This is a genomic window from Stenotrophomonas maltophilia (assembly GCF_013464485.1).
In the GTDB taxonomy this organism is placed as follows: domain Bacteria; phylum Pseudomonadota; class Gammaproteobacteria; order Xanthomonadales; family Xanthomonadaceae; genus Stenotrophomonas; species Stenotrophomonas maltophilia_AW.
Window position 1 is genome coordinate 23,792 of sequence record NZ_RAUX01000043.1, and the last position, 16,192, is coordinate 39,983.

Annotated in this window: 10 protein-coding genes; 4 read left to right on the plus strand and 6 right to left on the minus strand. The window is 60.4% G+C overall.

Translation table 11 applies throughout. The annotated features are described in order from the left end of the window. Positions 1 to 161: 161 nt before the first annotated feature. On the minus strand, positions 162 to 1,307 hold the full coding sequence (locus D7Y61_RS18220; protein ID WP_180868313.1) for a YncE family protein: 1,146 nt from the start codon (positions 1,305 to 1,307) through the stop codon (positions 162 to 164). Positions 1,308 to 1,663: 356 nt separating this feature from the next. On the opposite strand from D7Y61_RS18220, the gene D7Y61_RS18225 reads away from it, so the two are divergent. The 4 genes from D7Y61_RS18225 (at position 1,664) to D7Y61_RS18240 (ending at position 6,144) form a co-directional block, all read left to right on the plus strand. Beyond that, complete coding sequence (locus D7Y61_RS18225) at positions 1,664 to 3,709, plus strand: McrB family protein (RefSeq protein ID WP_180868314.1); 2,046 nt, start codon at positions 1,664 to 1,666, stop codon at positions 3,707 to 3,709. Continuing rightward, entirely contained in the window at positions 3,706 to 5,016 is a 1,311-nt protein-coding gene (locus D7Y61_RS18230) for an McrC family protein (protein ID WP_219628046.1), read from the plus strand. Before D7Y61_RS18225 ends, D7Y61_RS18230 begins: the two co-directional genes overlap by 4 nt. Positions 5,017 to 5,072: 56 nt before the next feature. Next, positions 5,073 to 5,288 (plus strand): hypothetical protein, encoded by a 216-nt coding sequence (locus D7Y61_RS18235; RefSeq protein ID WP_180868315.1) that lies wholly within the window; start codon positions 5,073 to 5,075, stop codon positions 5,286 to 5,288. 487 nt (positions 5,289 to 5,775) lie between these two features. Further along, positions 5,776 to 6,144, plus strand: coding sequence for a hypothetical protein (locus D7Y61_RS18240; RefSeq protein WP_180868317.1), 369 nt, complete (start codon positions 5,776 to 5,778; stop codon positions 6,142 to 6,144). A gap of 22 nt (positions 6,145 to 6,166) precedes the next feature. On the opposite strand, the gene D7Y61_RS18245 is transcribed toward D7Y61_RS18240, so the two are convergent. The 5 genes from D7Y61_RS18245 to aceE all read right to left on the minus strand — a co-directional run bounded on the left by D7Y61_RS18245 (position 6,167) and on the right by aceE (position 16,006). Next, the gene (locus tag D7Y61_RS18245) at positions 6,167 to 7,513 is read right to left on the minus strand and encodes an McrC family protein (protein WP_180868319.1); all 1,347 of its coding nucleotides are present in this window, start codon (positions 7,511 to 7,513) and stop codon (positions 6,167 to 6,169) included. 3 nt (positions 7,514 to 7,516) lie between these two features. Further along, on the minus strand, positions 7,517 to 10,156 hold the full coding sequence (locus tag D7Y61_RS18250; protein ID WP_180868321.1) for a DUF3427 domain-containing protein: 2,640 nt from the start codon (positions 10,154 to 10,156) through the stop codon (positions 7,517 to 7,519). 253 nt (positions 10,157 to 10,409) lie between these two features. After that, positions 10,410 to 11,345 carry a hypothetical protein gene (locus D7Y61_RS18255; protein ID WP_180868323.1) on the minus strand — a complete coding sequence of 312 codons (936 nt, stop codon included), beginning with the start codon at positions 11,343 to 11,345 and terminating at the stop codon, positions 10,410 to 10,412. Beyond that, positions 11,338 to 13,263, minus strand: coding sequence for an AAA family ATPase (locus D7Y61_RS18260; protein WP_180868325.1), 1,926 nt, complete (start codon positions 13,261 to 13,263; stop codon positions 11,338 to 11,340). The genes D7Y61_RS18255 and D7Y61_RS18260 overlap by 8 nt, the downstream gene beginning before the upstream one ends. 55 nt (positions 13,264 to 13,318) lie before the next feature. Then, positions 13,319 to 16,006: a pyruvate dehydrogenase (acetyl-transferring), homodimeric type gene (gene aceE, locus D7Y61_RS18265; protein WP_180868327.1), complete on the minus strand. Its 2,688-nt coding sequence runs from the start codon at positions 16,004 to 16,006 to the stop codon at positions 13,319 to 13,321. Positions 16,007 to 16,192 lie beyond the last annotated feature (186 nt).

A 16,192-nucleotide genomic window follows, 5' to 3' on the forward strand; every position in this document is an offset into this window, starting at 1 on the left:
AGCCCGATGACGCTACACGTCCTGTCTGGCTTCAACAAGCGCTCACCACCCCATCTGCAACACTTCCTGGTCCATCGCCATGCGAGCCGCATCAATGAGAAAGGGCCCGCACCACGACCAACGGCCGAAGGCACGGGCCCCATCAACTCAGCGGATCCACATTACAACTGAATCCGCGCCACGCTCTCGTTCGCGTCCTTGGCATCCTTCTCGCCGTTCTTGATGCTAACGAACAACACGTTGTTCTTCGCATCCAGCGCCAGGCTGTTCGGGTGGGTCGGCACGGTGTAGGTGGCCACCTTCTGGTAGCTGTCACTGTTGTACGCGGTCACCGTACCGGCTTCGCGGTTGGTCACGTACAGGCGCTTGCGCGGTGCATCCAGCAGGATGCCCAGCGGGCCGGCGTCGGTGGGGATGCTGGCCAGTTCCTTGCCGGTGCTGCGGTCCAGCACCAGCACGCGCTGGCCCGGGTGCTTGCTCACCAGGCCGCTGCTCTTGGCCTGGTAGCCGCGCAGGAACTCCGAGCCCTGGTCGGTCACGAACAGGCGCTTGCCGGCCGGGTCCAGCGCGATGTTCATCGGCTGCTCGGCGGCGATCTTGTGCTGGGCCACTACCTTGTTCGAATCGGTGCCCACCACCACCAGGGCGGCCAGCAGGTTGCTGGTGTACACGCGCTTGTTGGCCGCATCCAGCGCCAGGCCCGGCGCCTTGGCATTGCCCAGGCCCGGAATGGTGTTGATCACCTTCTGCGTGGTGGTATCGATCACGAACAGCACGCTGCTCACGTCCGGCTGGCTGCTGTGGCCGGTCACGTACAGGCGGTTGGCGGCGCTATCGACCACCAGCTCGCGCAGGTCGTGGGTGTAGGCGGCCTTGCCGTCCTTGCCGGTCTTCTTTTCCATCAGCTGGATGGTGCCGATGGCCTTGTTCTGCGCGGTGTCGACCACGGTCACCGACAGGTCCACCGTGTTGCCCACATACAGGCGGTTGTGGGCGTCATCCAGCACCACGCCGAACGCCTTGCGCTCCAGCGGGATGCGGGTTTCCACGGCCAGCGTGGCCGGGTTCAGGCGCAGCACCTGCGACGGGCCGGCGTCGTCGCCGAAGCCGCCGGACGAGGCGACGAACACGGCGTTCTGTTTCGGGCTGTAGGCCAGCTCGTACAGGCCCTTGGCCACGGCCTGGCGCTGCACGGCGGTAGTGGCGCTGGCGGCCGGGGCGTTTTCGGCGAAGGCGACGGGCACGCCCAGGCTGAGCGAGACAGCAAGGGCCAGGGCGGCCGAGCGGAAAGCGGAATGACGGAACATGCGAGCATCCTTGAAAGGGCACGGGAGGGTGTCCTGGCTCGCTGGGCCGTACGAAGACGGCCGTTCCGGCGTGTGCGCACGGAAAGGCTGGCTGGGTTAGCGGGGAGAATGGTAACAGGAGACAGCGAGGCGGGGTGGTCCACCGTGCCGGGTGCCCGGGTAACCCCTGCGCAACGCCCATGTGCGCCCGCGTGGTGCCAGCGATGGCGCGTTCACGGCCGGCAGAGATGCCGCGTGGAGTTCTCGGCCCGGCCGCGCGGCTAAAGTTCTGTCCGTTGCTGCCGCCTAGCACTAGGTCCTGCAACCACTGCAAGGCGGAATGAGTCCGCCCACATCGTCAAGGAATGGAACGCCCGATGTCCACATTCTTCACGCAAGAGCACTTCAGCCTGCTGCATTCGCTGCAGGGAACCAAGTTCGACCAGGCCAATCCCGCGCATGAAGCCGCCTATCAGCGGCTGCGCGAGGCCTACGACGTCACGCTCGAATGGGCAAAGCGCATCAAGCAGTCGATGTTTGAAGAGGGCCGCGTCAATGCGCGCCGGCGCCCAACCAACCAGGGCAATTACTTCCTGTCGTACAACTGGGCCAAGATCTATCCCGATCCGGGCTCGCCCGCCTCGCTCGCCTATACCGTTGGGCTCAATGGCAATGAAGGCTTCGTGGTCAAGATCGACACGGTGAAGCTGCAGCAGGGCCACCCCGTACGCGATGCCTACCTGGACCTGCGCGGCCCAAGCCAAGCCTCCCCGATCGTAGCGGTGCTACCCATCGACAAGGGCCTGTCCATGAACCTGGACGAGCTGGTTGAGTGGAGCAAAGACGCCATCTGGAAGTTCGAGCTGGGTTACGAAGAAGTTGCGCAGCGGATCGGCCTGACCCGAAACGTGGCACCAGATGCCATCCTCAAGCATTTCGACGTCAACGAAGAGTTCCGCGCCATGCGCAAGGGTTGGTCTGCGGCCGAGACCGACCAGTTCTGCCGCTTGGCGCGGCTGGTGCACGATGCAGGCATGGACTGGTGGTTCGCCGGCAGCCGCACCCATCTGCGTTTTGGCCGGAAGAACGCCGGAAGCGCGCGCGCCGTCTCGGTGGTGGGCCTGGTGATGGGCAGTCGCGCCTGCCAGGTGACCTGGCGTCACGAGCTGCAGAGCATTTCGCGCTTCGTGCGAAAGGGCATTTCAGAGAAGATCGTCGATGACATCGAGGCCGCGCTGGATGCCGACGACGAAGTCCTGCAGGAGCTGATCCGCACCGACGAAGAGCGCGACGGCTTCTGGCCGATGCAGGCCGGTGACGATGTTTCGGCCACAGCGGACCTGCAGGAGGCTGACGACGATGACAGCGAGCAGCCCGCAGTGCAGGACGCGATTGCGGCAGAGCTTGCGTTCAATCGCATCTACTTCGGCCCGCCGGGCACCGGCAAGACCTACCAACTGAAGTTCCTGCTGGAAGATCAGTTCACCGCCGATGAGGGCGACGAATCGGCTGCGCAGGGCGATACCCAACGCTACAGCTTCGTCACCTTCCACCAGTCCTACGGCTACGAAGATTTCATCGAAGGGCTGCGCCCGGTCATCGAGGAGGGCGCACAGGGCCAGGTGCGCTACGAGATCCGTCCGGGTGTGTTCCTGAAGCTGTGCGAGCGTGCCCGCCGGCACCCGGATGAAATGTTCGCCATCGTCATCGACGAGATCAACCGCGGCAACATCAGCAAGATCTTCGGCGAACTGATCACGCTGATCGAACTGGACAAGCGTACCGGCATGGAGAACTACCATTCGGTCACCCTGCCCTACTCGCAGCGTGCCTTCTCCGTCCCGCGCAATGTCAGCATCATCGGCACCATGAACACGGCCGACCGATCCCTGGCAGCGCTGGACACCGCGCTTCGCCGCCGATTCGAGTTCGTGGAGGTTCTGCCGGACGCCAAGGACGAAGGCCGGGCGCCGCTGGCGGGCCTGCGCGTCAACATGGAAGGCGTGTGCATCCATATTCCGAAGCTGCTCACTGCCATCAACCAGCGTATCGAAGCTCTTTACGACCGTGATCATCTGATCGGCCACGCCTACTTCCGGCCGCTGAAGCATTTCAAGGATGGCAGTGAGCGCATGTCCGCGCTGATCGCCCTCTTCGACAAGCAGATTCTTCCGTTGCTGGAAGAGTACTTCTACGACGACTGGCAGAAGATCCGCCTGGTGCTGGGCGACAACCAGAAGCTTCCCGACCTGCAGTTCGTGCGGGAGAGCAACGGCGATGACCAGACACTGGCACGGCTGTTCGGTTCTGCGGCTGCGGCCGAGGGGCATGGTGCACGCACACGCTTCAGCCGCAATGCCAAGGCGCTGCACTCCCCTGCCGCCTACGTGGGCATCTACAGCACGTTGCTGGGCAACGAGTGAGCACGGCAGCCACCCTCACCCTGCACGAGTACGACGTACTCGTGCCGGCCTCATCATCGGGCCCGGCGCCCGGTGGTGCGCATGTTGTGCCCGATGGCGTTTACCAGTGGCTGGAACGGCAGTCGTTGGAGCTGATGGACGGCAAGCTGTCCCCATGGGTGCGCCGTTGCCGCCGAGGCGTCCAGGTCACCAGCCATGTGGGCGTGGTCATGGCGCCCGGCGGCCTGCAGATCGAGATCCTGCCCAAGGTGGGCAAGGCGCTGGATGCCGGCGCCGGCGAGGCGCGGGGGCTGCTGCTGAGGATGCTACGCTGCCTGCAGCAGTTCTCGCACCTTCGGTTCGGTAATGCGCAGCTTGCCACCGACAGCATGCCACTGCTGGACGTGTTCGTTGGCGAGTTCCTGCGCACGGTGGTGGCGGTGACCCGCAGCGGGCTGCGTGGCCAGTACCAGACATGCGAGGAGGATCTGCACGCGCTGCGCGGCAGGCTGCTGGTGGCCCAGCATCTGCGCCGCAATCTGGTGCGTGCCGATCGCTTCCACACCGCCCACGATGAGTTCAGCATGGACAGACCGGAGAACCGGCTGATCCATGCAGCGTTACGGAAGGTGCTGGGCGCAACCCGCGTGACCGACCATCAGCGGCTGGCACGGGAACTGCTGACGGTATTCGCCGAGGTACCGGTCAGCCGCGACCCAGTCCAGGACATGCAACGGGTGCAGCTGGACCGCAACATGCGCACCTATCGCGAGGCGCTTGATTGGACCCGTTTGATCCTGCAGGGGCTGTCGCCTACGTCGTCGGTAGGCACGCAGCAGGCACCGTCGCTGCTGTTCCCGATGGAACGGCTGTTCGAGGCGTACGTGGCCAGGCACTTCCAGAAGCAGCTGCCGGCGCATCTCGCGCTGGATACGCAGGTCAGCCGGCATCACCTGGTGCGTCACGGCGGTGCAAAGTGGTTCCAGCTGCGCCCGGATATGGTGGTGAGCCGGCAGAAGACCGACGTCCTGGTGCTGGACACCAAGTGGAAGCTGCTGGATGCCGGCCAGGCCAACGGCACCCACAAGTACGGCCTGCAGCAGGACGACTTCTACCAGCTGCACGCCTATGGGCGCAGCTATCTGGGCGGACAGGGCGTGGTTGCGCTGGTCTACCCGCGTACCGACAAGCTGGATCAGCCGCTGCCGGTGTTCGACTTTCCGGGCAGCGAAGGGCTGCAGTTGTGGGTGCTGCCGTTCTGCCTGACCCGGGCCGAGGTATTGCTGCCTGAGGGATGGGAATGGCCGGAGGACAGTTTGGCTGGGTGAATCCAAGGTCTTGAGACGAGGGCGGGTCATCCTCCCCGCCCCATTGGAGGATGACCATGACTAGAATCGACCCCGCATGGCTGGAAGCCTTCGACAAGGCGCTGCTGCATCTGTTCGCCATCGACCATGGCGATGCCGGCATGGATGAATATCTGCTGGGTTGTTACGCGGACTTGCCGCCGGGCGAGGCGGCGCTGGCCTTCGGCAGCGATTACGACCTGGAGCGCGACGATGCCTTGTGGCCACGGCCGGGCGCAGCGCCGAAGCGTTAAGCCGTGTCGCAATTGGCCCGCTTGCTCTATCGACCCTTTGAGTCGGGTGTCGCTTTTGGAACCGTGCGCGGCGGCAAACCGTGCTTTTCTGTGCGCATTCGGGCGGTAGCTTAACAACGGCCGAAACCGCTGCGCCGCAAGGCTTCCGCCGAGCTGGCCTCATGCAACAATGCCGTAAGCGTCAACACTTGCGGCCCATGCGGCCTATGGATTCTTGGCATCTCGCAATCATGCGAGTACACCTTGGCATGCCACCTCACACAGGGTGGCGCGGGCGTCGAAAACCCGGTCATTAGCCAATGTGTTTGCGCTTGTCAGCCGGCGCCACCTCTGCGTGGCGCCGGCTGGCAATCCGTTCGCAGTCCATGGCGGGCGGTGCGTGGGGGTCTTCGGACCCGCCGGATTGGCTATTGACCGGTTTTCGAGCCACGCACCGTCCGCCACTTTTATCGGTGGCGCTGCTATCTGTCCTGTACGGAGCATTGCCATGAACACATCGGATTTCCGTTCCCTGCACGCGCAGTACGATCCGGACAACGCCGAAACCGAGCGCGAACCGTCTGCTGATCCCAACACCTTCGTCGCCACGCTGCATCGCATCGGAACCGGAGCTGCTGCAGATGGTCAGCCTTGGCCGGAGCGGCATCAATTGCCTGGGCGGTGTCTTCAGTTGGCGGATGCGGATTGCGCTGTGGCTGGGTTGCGGGTGGTGGCGGAGTTGATGCTGGCTGCGGAACGGACGCGGCAGAACGGTGCGCCCGAGGAGTATTTGGGTGATCGGGTGATGGAGGGGTTGAAGATGGCTTGCGTGGCGTTGACTGCGCAGGTGGCTGAGCGGTTGCAGGCGCGGGAGTAGCACGTGTGCATGAGCGGCCGGCTCAGATAGTCAGGGGAACCCAGCTACTGAGCTCGCCGCTATGCGCAGCGGGTGGGTTCACTTGAGGGGGGACGTTGCCATTCGGTCGCCAGTGTTCAGGCACCACCAGCAATCCACGCTCTAGATCAAAGGGCAACACCCAAAGCTGTAGTTCGGCGCTGAAATCAAATGCGGGAAGGGGCTGCGCGAATCCCGCGTGCTGCGGATAGACCAGCGCCATCTGCCCTACTCCACCCAGGTAGCGCTGCCCATAGGCAAACATTTGATAGAAGTCGGATTGTTTGAGCCCGTACTTCTCACGCGCGTCGCTGGCCGTTGCATCCAGCACTTTCCACTTCGTATCAAGTACGCGAAGCTCATCGCCTCGTCGCAGCAGGAAATCTGGAATCAGATTGAACCAGCTTGCCTCACCATGGCTGCACAGGTACTCCGACGCTGCGCCGCCAACCCGCCACTCCGGTGCGAACTGACGAGCGAGGCAAACGCCCACGTAACGCTCAAAGAGTCGCTCCATGGGGAACATCATGCTGGGGCTGCGCCAATCGCCTACCAGCGCCAATGGACTCTGGCCAGATAGAACGAGCTCACACAGCGGACGAACTTCGCGATAGTGGGCCATCAGCCGGTCACTGCCCCAGGTGCGTAGGTCGCTTGCCACCTGAGTGCTTCGTGGCACGCTAGCCATACGTGTGGACAGTTCTTGCGCCAGTCGCCAGGTCCCTGCAATGCGCGTACGCGCGCGCACGCGATCCAAGGCGACACGCAGAAGCCGGTTCTCCGGGCGGTCCTCGCTAAACACATCGTGCTCGATGTTGAAGACGTGGGCGCGGGTAGGCGACTGACGAAGCTGGCGCGACATATCCAACCGGCCGCGCAAGAACAGCTGCTCCTCCCGAACGCGGGTGTAGTCGAAGCGAAGCCCCCGCTTCAGCAACTCATCCAGTGCGGAGATGAATCGCCCCATGACCCATTCATTCAACGGCGTGTCGAACAGGGTGACATCGGCCGGACTGCCTTCCCTCGGCGGAATGTCCAGGACAGTGCACAGCATGCGCCGCAGGAGCCGTCGGGCGCCGAGCGCATCGTCCGCATGTGCAACGTGCTTCGGCAGTACCTCCAGCGTAGTGCCGTCAGGACACTCCATTACGCCCACGTACTGATCCAGACGAAGCCAGCGAGCTCCATCTCGCTGCATGAGCGCCGCCCCGCCAGCGCGCAAGCGCTCGAACTCGCCGCACAGCCAGTCAAAGGACGCCTGCGGCAGGAAGGCGGCATCCAGCCCCTCCTGCCGCGCGCCACCTTCCGAGACGCCGATGCGCGCGTACTCGCGAACGGTCAGCACGGCCATGGGTCAGTCCGCCTGACCGACGAGGATTCCCTTGTAGCTGGCCGCCTGTTCGAATGCCGCCTCATGGATGTACCAACTGGCCGTGTCCGGGGCAAGCTGGACCTCGGGCGCGAACAGTCGGTTCAACTGAAGCTCGCGCTGGCGCAGGAAGCGCTCGGCGTGAGGCTTGGCGTCGTCGTTCAGCACCCAAGCAATGCGACGCCAGTCTTCGAAGAAGTACTCCTGCAGCAACGGCAGAATGCGTAGCCGGAACGCATCGGCGAGTGCGGGCAGGTCCTTGGCGCCCATCAAGTAGGCATGACCGATCAGATGATCCCGGCCCAGCAGGACCTCGATGCGGCTGTTTAGGGTGCTTAACAGTTCGCCCACAGGAACACCTTCCACACTCCAATCGAGCAGCTCCGGCTGGGGCGGCATCTCAATGAAGCGGAAGCGTCGACGCAGCGCCACGTCCATTGCAGCAAGCGAGCGGTCCGCCGTGTTCATCGTACCAATGAGGTGCAAGTTGGCAGGCACAGCGAACTTTTGCTTGGAGTACGGCAAGCAAACCGACAGCGCCTCATCCATGCCTTGCCGCTTGCTTGGTTCGATGAGGGTAATAAGCTCACCAAAGATGCGGGCGATATTGCCGCGGTTGATTTCGTCGATGATGAGGACGTACGGCAGGTCGCTATGCTGCGCATCGATACAGAGCTCGAGGAAGACTCCATTCTCGACGCCATATTCGAGCACACCGTTTTCGCCAGCGCGAGCCTTCAGGCCTTCCACGAAGTCTTCATAAGCGAAGCTCTGATGGAAGGTGACAAAGCGGATGCGCCCTTCGTCGTGCAGCGTGTCGAAGCGCTGCTTCAGCGTGGCACGCGCGGCAGCCCCCTGCCCCCTTGTTGCGGCCAGCAGGTCCGGATCAAGGATCTCTAGTGCCTTGTCCACCACACCGTAGGTCTTACCTGTACCAGGCGGGCCGAAGAGGATGGTATTGGAGGGCGCGTGTATCACGGGCATGTCGTCGTCCTGTTCCACAGCTTCGTCTTCCTGTTCCTCAGCCTCGGCACCATCGCCTTGCTCATAGGCAATAGCCACCCAGAGGAAAGACTGAACATCGATCATGTCTGCGGGCGGCCAGCCGTCTTCAGATAGACGTGCCGCCAGTCGAGTGGATAGCGCACGGATGCGCTCCCACTCCTCACCGGTCATGCCGCCTTTGCGGAAGTCGAAGGTGGGATCGAGCAGGCCCAGCGCACGGCGCATCTGGCCAGTCTTGATGAAGAAGTAGCGCGTCGGGTCTTTAAGAGTGAGCAACAGGCTTGAGAGCGAGCGTTGGCCAGCTGGCTGCAGCGGTGTGCTTAGCTTGGACGAAGAGTCATTAAAGGCATCCAGCGCAGCATCGCCGCCTTGCCCTGAAAGCAGTGACAGGACAGCGCTACCCAGCGCCGCGCGATCGCTTTCCGGCAAGTCGGCCAGTTGCGCGACGATTCTCCAACCGACGACGTTCTGAGGTTGCGGATTCTCAGCGCCAACGCGGACTTTCAGCAGTTTGATCAATGCAGACCAGACTTCTTCTGGCCGCTCGCTACTGAGCGCCGGGAGCATGATCGCGTGGTAATGCTCTACCAACTGCCTCTTGTAGCTGGTTTCCCGCAGCAGGCGCTGGTCCTCGGAGAAGCCGCTGAAGCCAGGGAATCGCGCGAGGAAGCGCTCACGCAGGCGTGCATAGCCGAGCTCAAACGTGTCTCTGCCGCCCTTTCGCGCTTCAATTCGATACTGCCCACTGTTCTCTTGGACAATGAGCAGCGAGTCGCCGGCGACCACGCCAAGACGCCTAAAGGCAGGTGCAACCCTTGCACGGATTCGGGCCGAGCCCGGCCCGCTGGCGCGCAGATCGGAGGTGATCTGATAGCCGTCGGGGAACGTGAAGGTCGCCTCTCGGCCTGAAGCTGCATCTGGGCGGCCGAGCATGGCTGCATCGAAGCCGGCCCAGTTTGGGTCAACAGAGATGTAGCCGTTGCGTATGGCGCCGTCTGTGAGCACCACTTCGTAGGTCAACGGCCCGCTCGTCAGAGCGGGAGTGTTTGCGAGGGAACTCGTAGCTGCCGGCCGCAGAAGATTCTCGTCACCATCCTTCAGTCGTAGCTGGCGCGCGGAGAACTCTGTTGAGGAAACGCTGGGGCGCCACTGCAGGATTTCGGTCAGGCTCTCACTATGACCGGTTCCAAGGTCGACCGCGTCGAACAGGCATGTAACAGGATGCTCACCATCCATCGCCACGAAGTCGAGCCTTCCGCAGTAAACGAACGGAAGGGCATTTGATGCACCGCGGACCTTTGCACGCTTCCGAGCGAACAGATAGGTCGGTGAACCGCCGGAAATCCTACGAATGATCGGGGAGCTCTGACTGTTCCGATTTTGACTTTCCCAATAGAAGTCCGTGCCCTCGAAGACGTCCAGATAGCTGGCTTCACCCTCCTTTTCGAGGGTAACAAATAAGAACACAGCGTTCTCAAGCTCTAGGATGCCGTCTGCCCAAGCTGTGCCATAGATTTCCGCGGGCACAGGCAATCCACCAAGGCGCGCGACATCCTGTCGGGAGTACTCGGAACCGACGCAAAATTTCTGAGCTTCGATCGTTAGGTTGATGCGTCCCATATCTGAAGGATCGTTGGCCGAGATATGGATGCTAGTTGATTCGAGCCAATTGCGACACAGATTTCTTTTTCACGCCTGCAATTTTTTCTAATATTATCCTTTGAAATTCATCAGCAGCAGATGGAGGACCGAACTCTGCCGCCTCAGACACCGCCATCAGAGAGCAGAGCGCTTGCTGCCCACGACCTCAGCAATGTTGACGACCGCAAGTCAAAATCAATTAAGAAACGAATAACAAAATGCAGCTCTAACTCTATATGTCAAAATCGTTATGAGTTACCACGCATGAAAACTCAACGCCTTCCACAGAGCTCCAGTAATGCAGGTGATACTCATCATCTATATCGGATCTCCAAGCGAGCGCTCCATTAGAGCGTTTCACTTGGGGAGTATTGCCACCGCGCCCAGTTCTCAAAGCATGTATCGAGCGCTGATCTACTCCGGTAACGATTTCGGTGGCAGATCGAAGAAACCCACGCATTCTAGAGTCGTTTGAATAGAAACCCGAGGATCTGAGAGATGCCTCTAATTTCTCACCAATAGACCACTTCCGCTTATCGCCTGGAACTCTGTCGAAGGCACTCGACAAGCCCGTCTCCAGATCTCGAATACGAATGAGACTACAAAGATCAGCTTCTAATCGAATTCTCCTTCCATCCGCAGCTGTTCGGCACTCCCCGAAATGCGGACCACAGAATTGCAGAACGTCTTGGTGGTCGGCGCCAACAAGCTCACAGCTAAATTCTGTCACGCCTTCTGGAAATCCGTCGGTGAGGACGCAGGGGGGATAACCAAGAATACGATTTGAAATCAACGCCGCAGCAAATAGATCTACTACATGTTGCCCGTGACTCGCGCCGAAATAATCCCCTTGACGCTGCGTAACAGCATTATCTAGAAGAAGCGGCAAAAGGCCTCTATCCTCAATCTTTGGCAACTTATCTAGAATTGTTGTAACCATCTTGAAAATATCCCTTTTTGCAGCAATGCCAACTAGACTCTCAACATTACTCAAGGGAAAAACACCGTCCTCTTCCAGCAGGGCGCTTGCAGCTGCGGAAACTTCGCAACAAGCTTCATCCTCAATGATCCAGTCATAAATACTCAGAAGCCTTGCAACGTAATCTACGCCAGAGGACTTGTCCGGGTGATAGGCAATCAACCAAGGATCCAAGAACGCCTCAGCCATTCTTTTCTCCGGCATCCTTGCCCTTAGTCATGCTCCTACGCTTTTCCAGCGATCGCCTCAGAAAAGCAGAGGTCCCTAGTTCAGACTCATCAAAGAATCCCGCCGGCCAGGAATCAAGCGCCCCAAGCTCATCTATCGAAACCTGCTTGTAGCTTGAGCGGCCAGAATTCTTTTCTACGAAATATATCTTTACCGACTTGGACACCGCATCACCCGAATCAGCCACGGCAAGATATCGGAGTCTATTTATAATATATTCGCTGTGCGTTTCAATTATGCACTGCTTGTTAAGCATCGTCATCGAAACAAAGAAGTCAGCAAGTCGCGACTGAACCCTTGGATGCAAATGAAGTTCAGGTTGTTCAAAGATTAGCGCAGATCCTTCATCAGCAATTAGTGCGAGCACTACTATAGGCAACACCTGACTCACGCCCACTCCGACCTGGGTGAGGTCATGAGACAAATGAGTGCTGTCCGTCGAGATCCTCAAGCCATGACCCAATTTCCCGGAGTCGTTAGTAACAATATCACTACCAACACCCATGTAATCGAGCCAATCTTTAACTGCTTCGAAGAGCGAGACGGTCACCGGCTCCGTGACGCCTTCATCCAGAAGATTCCTGGAAGGAATGTAGGATATCTCGGTGTGGCGATGGGAATGCAGCACTGCAGCTGTAAATTCCCCTCTAAATCCGACATGAGCAGAATCTGATGTTCCTGCGAGCGGATAGATGGGTTTGGGGTCCTCTCGCAAGGGACCTAAATAGCGGAGGCCAAACTTAAAGAATTCCTGTATATAGTCAGCCGCAGCCATTAGTTCGTGCGATAGGGACTCATAGTCCAAACTAAGATGCGTACCACCACTCTTAAAAGCCGCAAGCAAGTCAATCTTGCGCGCCTCAAAAGCCGAAATAATCAGAGAATAATCACTCATTGAGAGCCTGTCCCATGTAGCGACTAGGTCCTTTAATCGACGCGATTCCCTGAACTTACTCAACCCCAACTTGACCCGCTCGAACCATATTCTGGCAAGCTTAGTCCCGGGCGTCGGACTTCCCGGAAAAACAGATGCAAGTGCCTGCTCAATCGCGGATATCCCCGCGTCATTTATAGGCAATCTAGCCCGCCCCTCCAAAGAGTATCTAGAGTAACCCTGGCGTGAGAGCAGATAGGAGTATTGAGCCTGCGCGCGAGCCTCAGCCTCATCGAACTGAACGACCGTCGCCCTTGGAATAATATTCTGGACCACTGCACCAACAGTCCGCGTCTGGACAGTCAGACCTTCAATGCTGTGGCCGTAAGATGCGTCAAAGCGCTTGCTGACGACAGAGTAATTGAGCGCTCCTACAAATGCGGGGGTGGAGGAGGGCCTGCTTAATTCCTGAAGACCGGCCTTCTTATTTCCCTGCATATCCCTTTTAATGGTTAGATGCTGAGCCTCCACACCTTCATTTACTTCCACCTGCGCAGATAGCTTTGTCATCTGCAGATTAGGTTGAAGTGCCAGCAGGTCAGACGATTGATCCCCTCCACGACCAGCGATCGAAAAAGAGAACTCCATTCCTAGTGGACCCAGATTTGTCCTGTTAAATGGACTGAAGCCTTGGGAAAGGTATCCGTTACCTGTGAATCTTTTATCGCTCGGAGCTTCAAGTTCGAATCCAACGAATATTTCGCCGTCCACTTCCGAAAATGAAACAAGATCGCCAAATGAACCCAATCGAGCCATATGACCATTGAGAACAATCTGACGATTCGGAAGAGACGACTGCAGGGACTGCGCCGTCAGCAGCATGCTCTGGATTATTGAACTTTTTCCGGAACTATTGGCTCCAGTGAACAGTGTCAACGGCGAGAGGCTTAGTTCAATCGGATCAACAACGGACTTGAATCTTTCCAACTTCCATGAGGAAAGCATGGCCACTCCCATTAAAGAAAAGGGGTAGGCGTTTCGGCCTACCCCTTACAATCAATCAAACCCCAACAGGATTAGCCTTCTCCGGATCAATCTTGTACTGCTTGATCGCCCGGGCCACATCCTTCGCGGTCATCTTCCCTTCCTTCGCCAGCGCCGCAATCGCGGCATGCGCGATGTAGTACCGGTCAACCTCAAAGAACCGGCGCAGGTTCGCACGCGTATCCGAACGGCCGAAACCATCCGTACCCAGCACCGTGTACGACATCGGCACGAACGCGCGGATCTGGTCCGCATACGCACGCACGTAGTCGGTGGCGGCAATCGCCGGGCCCTGGCGGCCTTCCAGCAGCTCGGTCACGTAGGCCTTGCGCTGCTCACCTTCCGGATGCAGGCGGTTGGCACGTTCCACGTCGAAACCATCGCGACGCAGCTCGTTGAAGCTCGGGCAGCTCCAGATATCGGCGGTCACGCCGAAGTCCTTGTCCAGCAGCTCGGCCGCGGCAATGGCTTCGCGCAGGATGGTGCCCGAGCCCAGCAGCTGCACGCGCAGCTCGCCCTTCTTCGGCTTGCCGGCGTCGGTCAGCAGGTACATGCCCTTGACGATGCCTTCGGCCGCGCCTTCCGGCATTTCCGGGTGGGTGTAGTTCTCGTTCATCAGGGTGACGTAGTAATACTCGTCCACCTGGTCTTCCATCATGCGCTTGGTGCCGTGCTGCAGAACCACGGTCACTTCGAAGCCGAAGGTCGGGTCGTAGCTGCGCACGTTCGGGATGCCACCGGCCACCAGATGGCTGAAGCCATCTTCGTGCTGCAGGCCTTCACCGTTCAGGGTGGTGCGGCCGGCGGTGCCACCCAGCAGGAAGCCGCGGGTACGCATGTCCGCTGCCTGCCAGGCGATGTCGCCCACGCGCTGGAAGCCGAACATCGAGTAGTAGATGTAGAACGGCAGCATCGGCACGTTGCTGACCGAGTAGCTGGTGCCGGCCGCCATCCACGAGCTGATCGCACCCGGCTCGCTGATGCCCTGCTGCAGCACCTGGCCGCTCTGGTCTTCGCGGTAGAACATCAGCTGGTCGGCGTCCACCGGCTTGTACTTCTGGCCGAACGGCGCGTAGATGCCGATCTGGCGGAACAGGCCTTCCATGCCGAAGGTACGGGCTTCGTCGGCCACGATCGGCACGATGTGCGGGCCCAGTTCCTTGTCACGCAGGGTGATGTTCAGGCTCTGCACGAAGGCCATGGTGGTGGAGTAGCTGCGCTCGCCGCTGCTCTTCAGCAGGCGCTCGTAGCTTTCCAGCTTCGGCGCCACGAAGGTCTTGTCGGCCTTGCGGCGGCGCTGCGGCAGGTAACCGCCCAGCGCGGCACGGCGTTCCTGCAGGTACTGCACTTCCGGCGAATCCGGGCCCGGGTGGTAGAACGGCACCTGGCCGTCGGCCAGCTGCGCGTCGGTCACCGGAATGTTGAAGCGGTCGCGGAAGTGGCGCACCGCTTCGTCGTCCAGCTTCTTGGTCTGGTGGGTCGGGTTCAGCGCTTCACCGGCGCTGCCCATGCCGTAACCCTTCACGGTCTTGGCCAGGATGACGGTCGGCATGCCCTTGGTGTTCACGGCCTGGTGGTAGGCGGCGTACACCTTGTGCGGGTCGTGGCCGCCACGGTTCAGGCGCCAGATGTCGTCATCGGAAAGACCGGCGACCATGGCGGCGGTTTCCGGGTACTTGCCGAAGAAATGCTCGCGGGTATACGCGCCGCCGAAGGCCTTGCAGTTCTGGTATTCGCCGTCGACGGTTTCCATCATCAGCTTCTTCAGCACGCCGTCGCTGTCCTTGGCCAGCAGGGCATCCCAGTAACCGCCCCACAGCAGCTTGATCACGTTCCAGCCGCCGCCACGGAACACGCCTTCCAGTTCCTGGATGATCTTGCCGTTGCCGCGCACCGGACCGTCCAGGCGCTGCAGGTTGCAGTTCACCACGAAGATCAGGTTGTCCAGGCCTTCACGGCCGGCCAGCGCGATGGCGCCCAGGGTTTCCGGCTCGTCGCTCTCGCCGTCGCCGATGAAGCACCACACCTTGCGGTCGGACTTCTCGATCAGGCCACGGTTTTCCAGGTAGCGCATGAACTGCGCCTGGTAGATGGCGGCCAGCGGACCCAGGCCCATCGACACGGTGGGGGTCTGCCAGTAATCCGGCATCAGCCACGGGTGCGGGTACGAGGACAGGCCACCGCCGTCCACTTCCATGCGGAACTTGTCCAGCTGCTCTTCGCTGATGCGGCCTTCCAGGAAGGAACGCGCGTAGATGCCCGGGGCGCTGTGGCCCTGGATGAACAGCAGGTCGCCCGGGTGGTTCTCGCTGGGGGCGCGCCAGAAGTGGTTGAAGCCCACGTCGTACAGGGTGGCGCCGGAGGCGAACGAGGCGATGTGGCCGCCCAGGTCACCCGGCTTGCGGTTGGCGCGCACCACGGTGGCCATCGCGTTCCAGCGGATGATGGAACGGATGCGCCATTCCAGCTCGGCATTGCCCGGGCTCTTGGCCTCGAGCTGCGGCTCGATGGTGTTGACGTACTCGGTGGTGGGAGAGAACGGCAGGTAGGCGCCCGAACGACGGGTCAGTTCCACCATGCCTTCCAGCAGCTGATGCGCGCGCTCGGAGCCCTCGACATCAATAACGGCCTTCAACGACTCGATCCACTCCTGGGTTTCCACAGGATTCGGGTCGTTGTTCAGCACCTCGTTCAACCAGTTCATTAGCGCTCCCATAACCGCACGCACGCGCGCGACTGTTGTATAGATTTCTAGACCGCAAAGTGTAGCGCACCAAGGGCTTTCGTCACTTGGCTACGCAGGCGTATGGATGCAACCGGCCAGTGTCCGCAAGGGGCTTGCAAGCGCCCTTGATGGCCCTGCGGCGGGCCTTGGCGACTGCGCAGGGTG

Bases quoted from the DNA above. Each gene is read 5' to 3' on its own strand.
- D7Y61_RS18235 (WP_180868315.1), top strand. From the start codon at position 5,073: ATGACTAGAATCGACCCCGCATGGCTGGAAGCCTTCGACAAGGCGCTG.
- D7Y61_RS18240 (WP_180868317.1), top strand. From the start codon at position 5,776: ATGAACACATCGGATTTCCGTTCCCTGCACGCGCAGTACGATCCGGAC.
- D7Y61_RS18245 (WP_180868319.1), bottom strand. From the start codon at position 7,513: ATGGCCGTGCTGACCGTTCGCGAGTACGCGCGCATCGGCGTCTCGGAA.
- D7Y61_RS18255 (WP_180868323.1), bottom strand. From the start codon at position 11,345: ATGGCTGAGGCGTTCTTGGATCCTTGGTTGATTGCCTATCACCCGGAC.
- aceE (WP_180868327.1), bottom strand. From the start codon at position 16,006: ATGAACTGGTTGAACGAGGTGCTGAACAACGACCCGAATCCTGTGGAA.
- D7Y61_RS18220 (WP_180868313.1), bottom strand. From the start codon at position 1,307: ATGTTCCGTCATTCCGCTTTCCGCTCGGCCGCCCTGGCCCTTGCTGTC.
- D7Y61_RS18260 (WP_180868325.1), bottom strand. From the start codon at position 13,263: ATGCTTTCCTCATGGAAGTTGGAAAGATTCAAGTCCGTTGTTGATCCG.
- D7Y61_RS18225 (WP_180868314.1), top strand. From the start codon at position 1,664: ATGTCCACATTCTTCACGCAAGAGCACTTCAGCCTGCTGCATTCGCTG.
- D7Y61_RS18250 (WP_180868321.1), bottom strand. From the start codon at position 10,156: ATGGGACGCATCAACCTAACGATCGAAGCTCAGAAATTTTGCGTCGGT.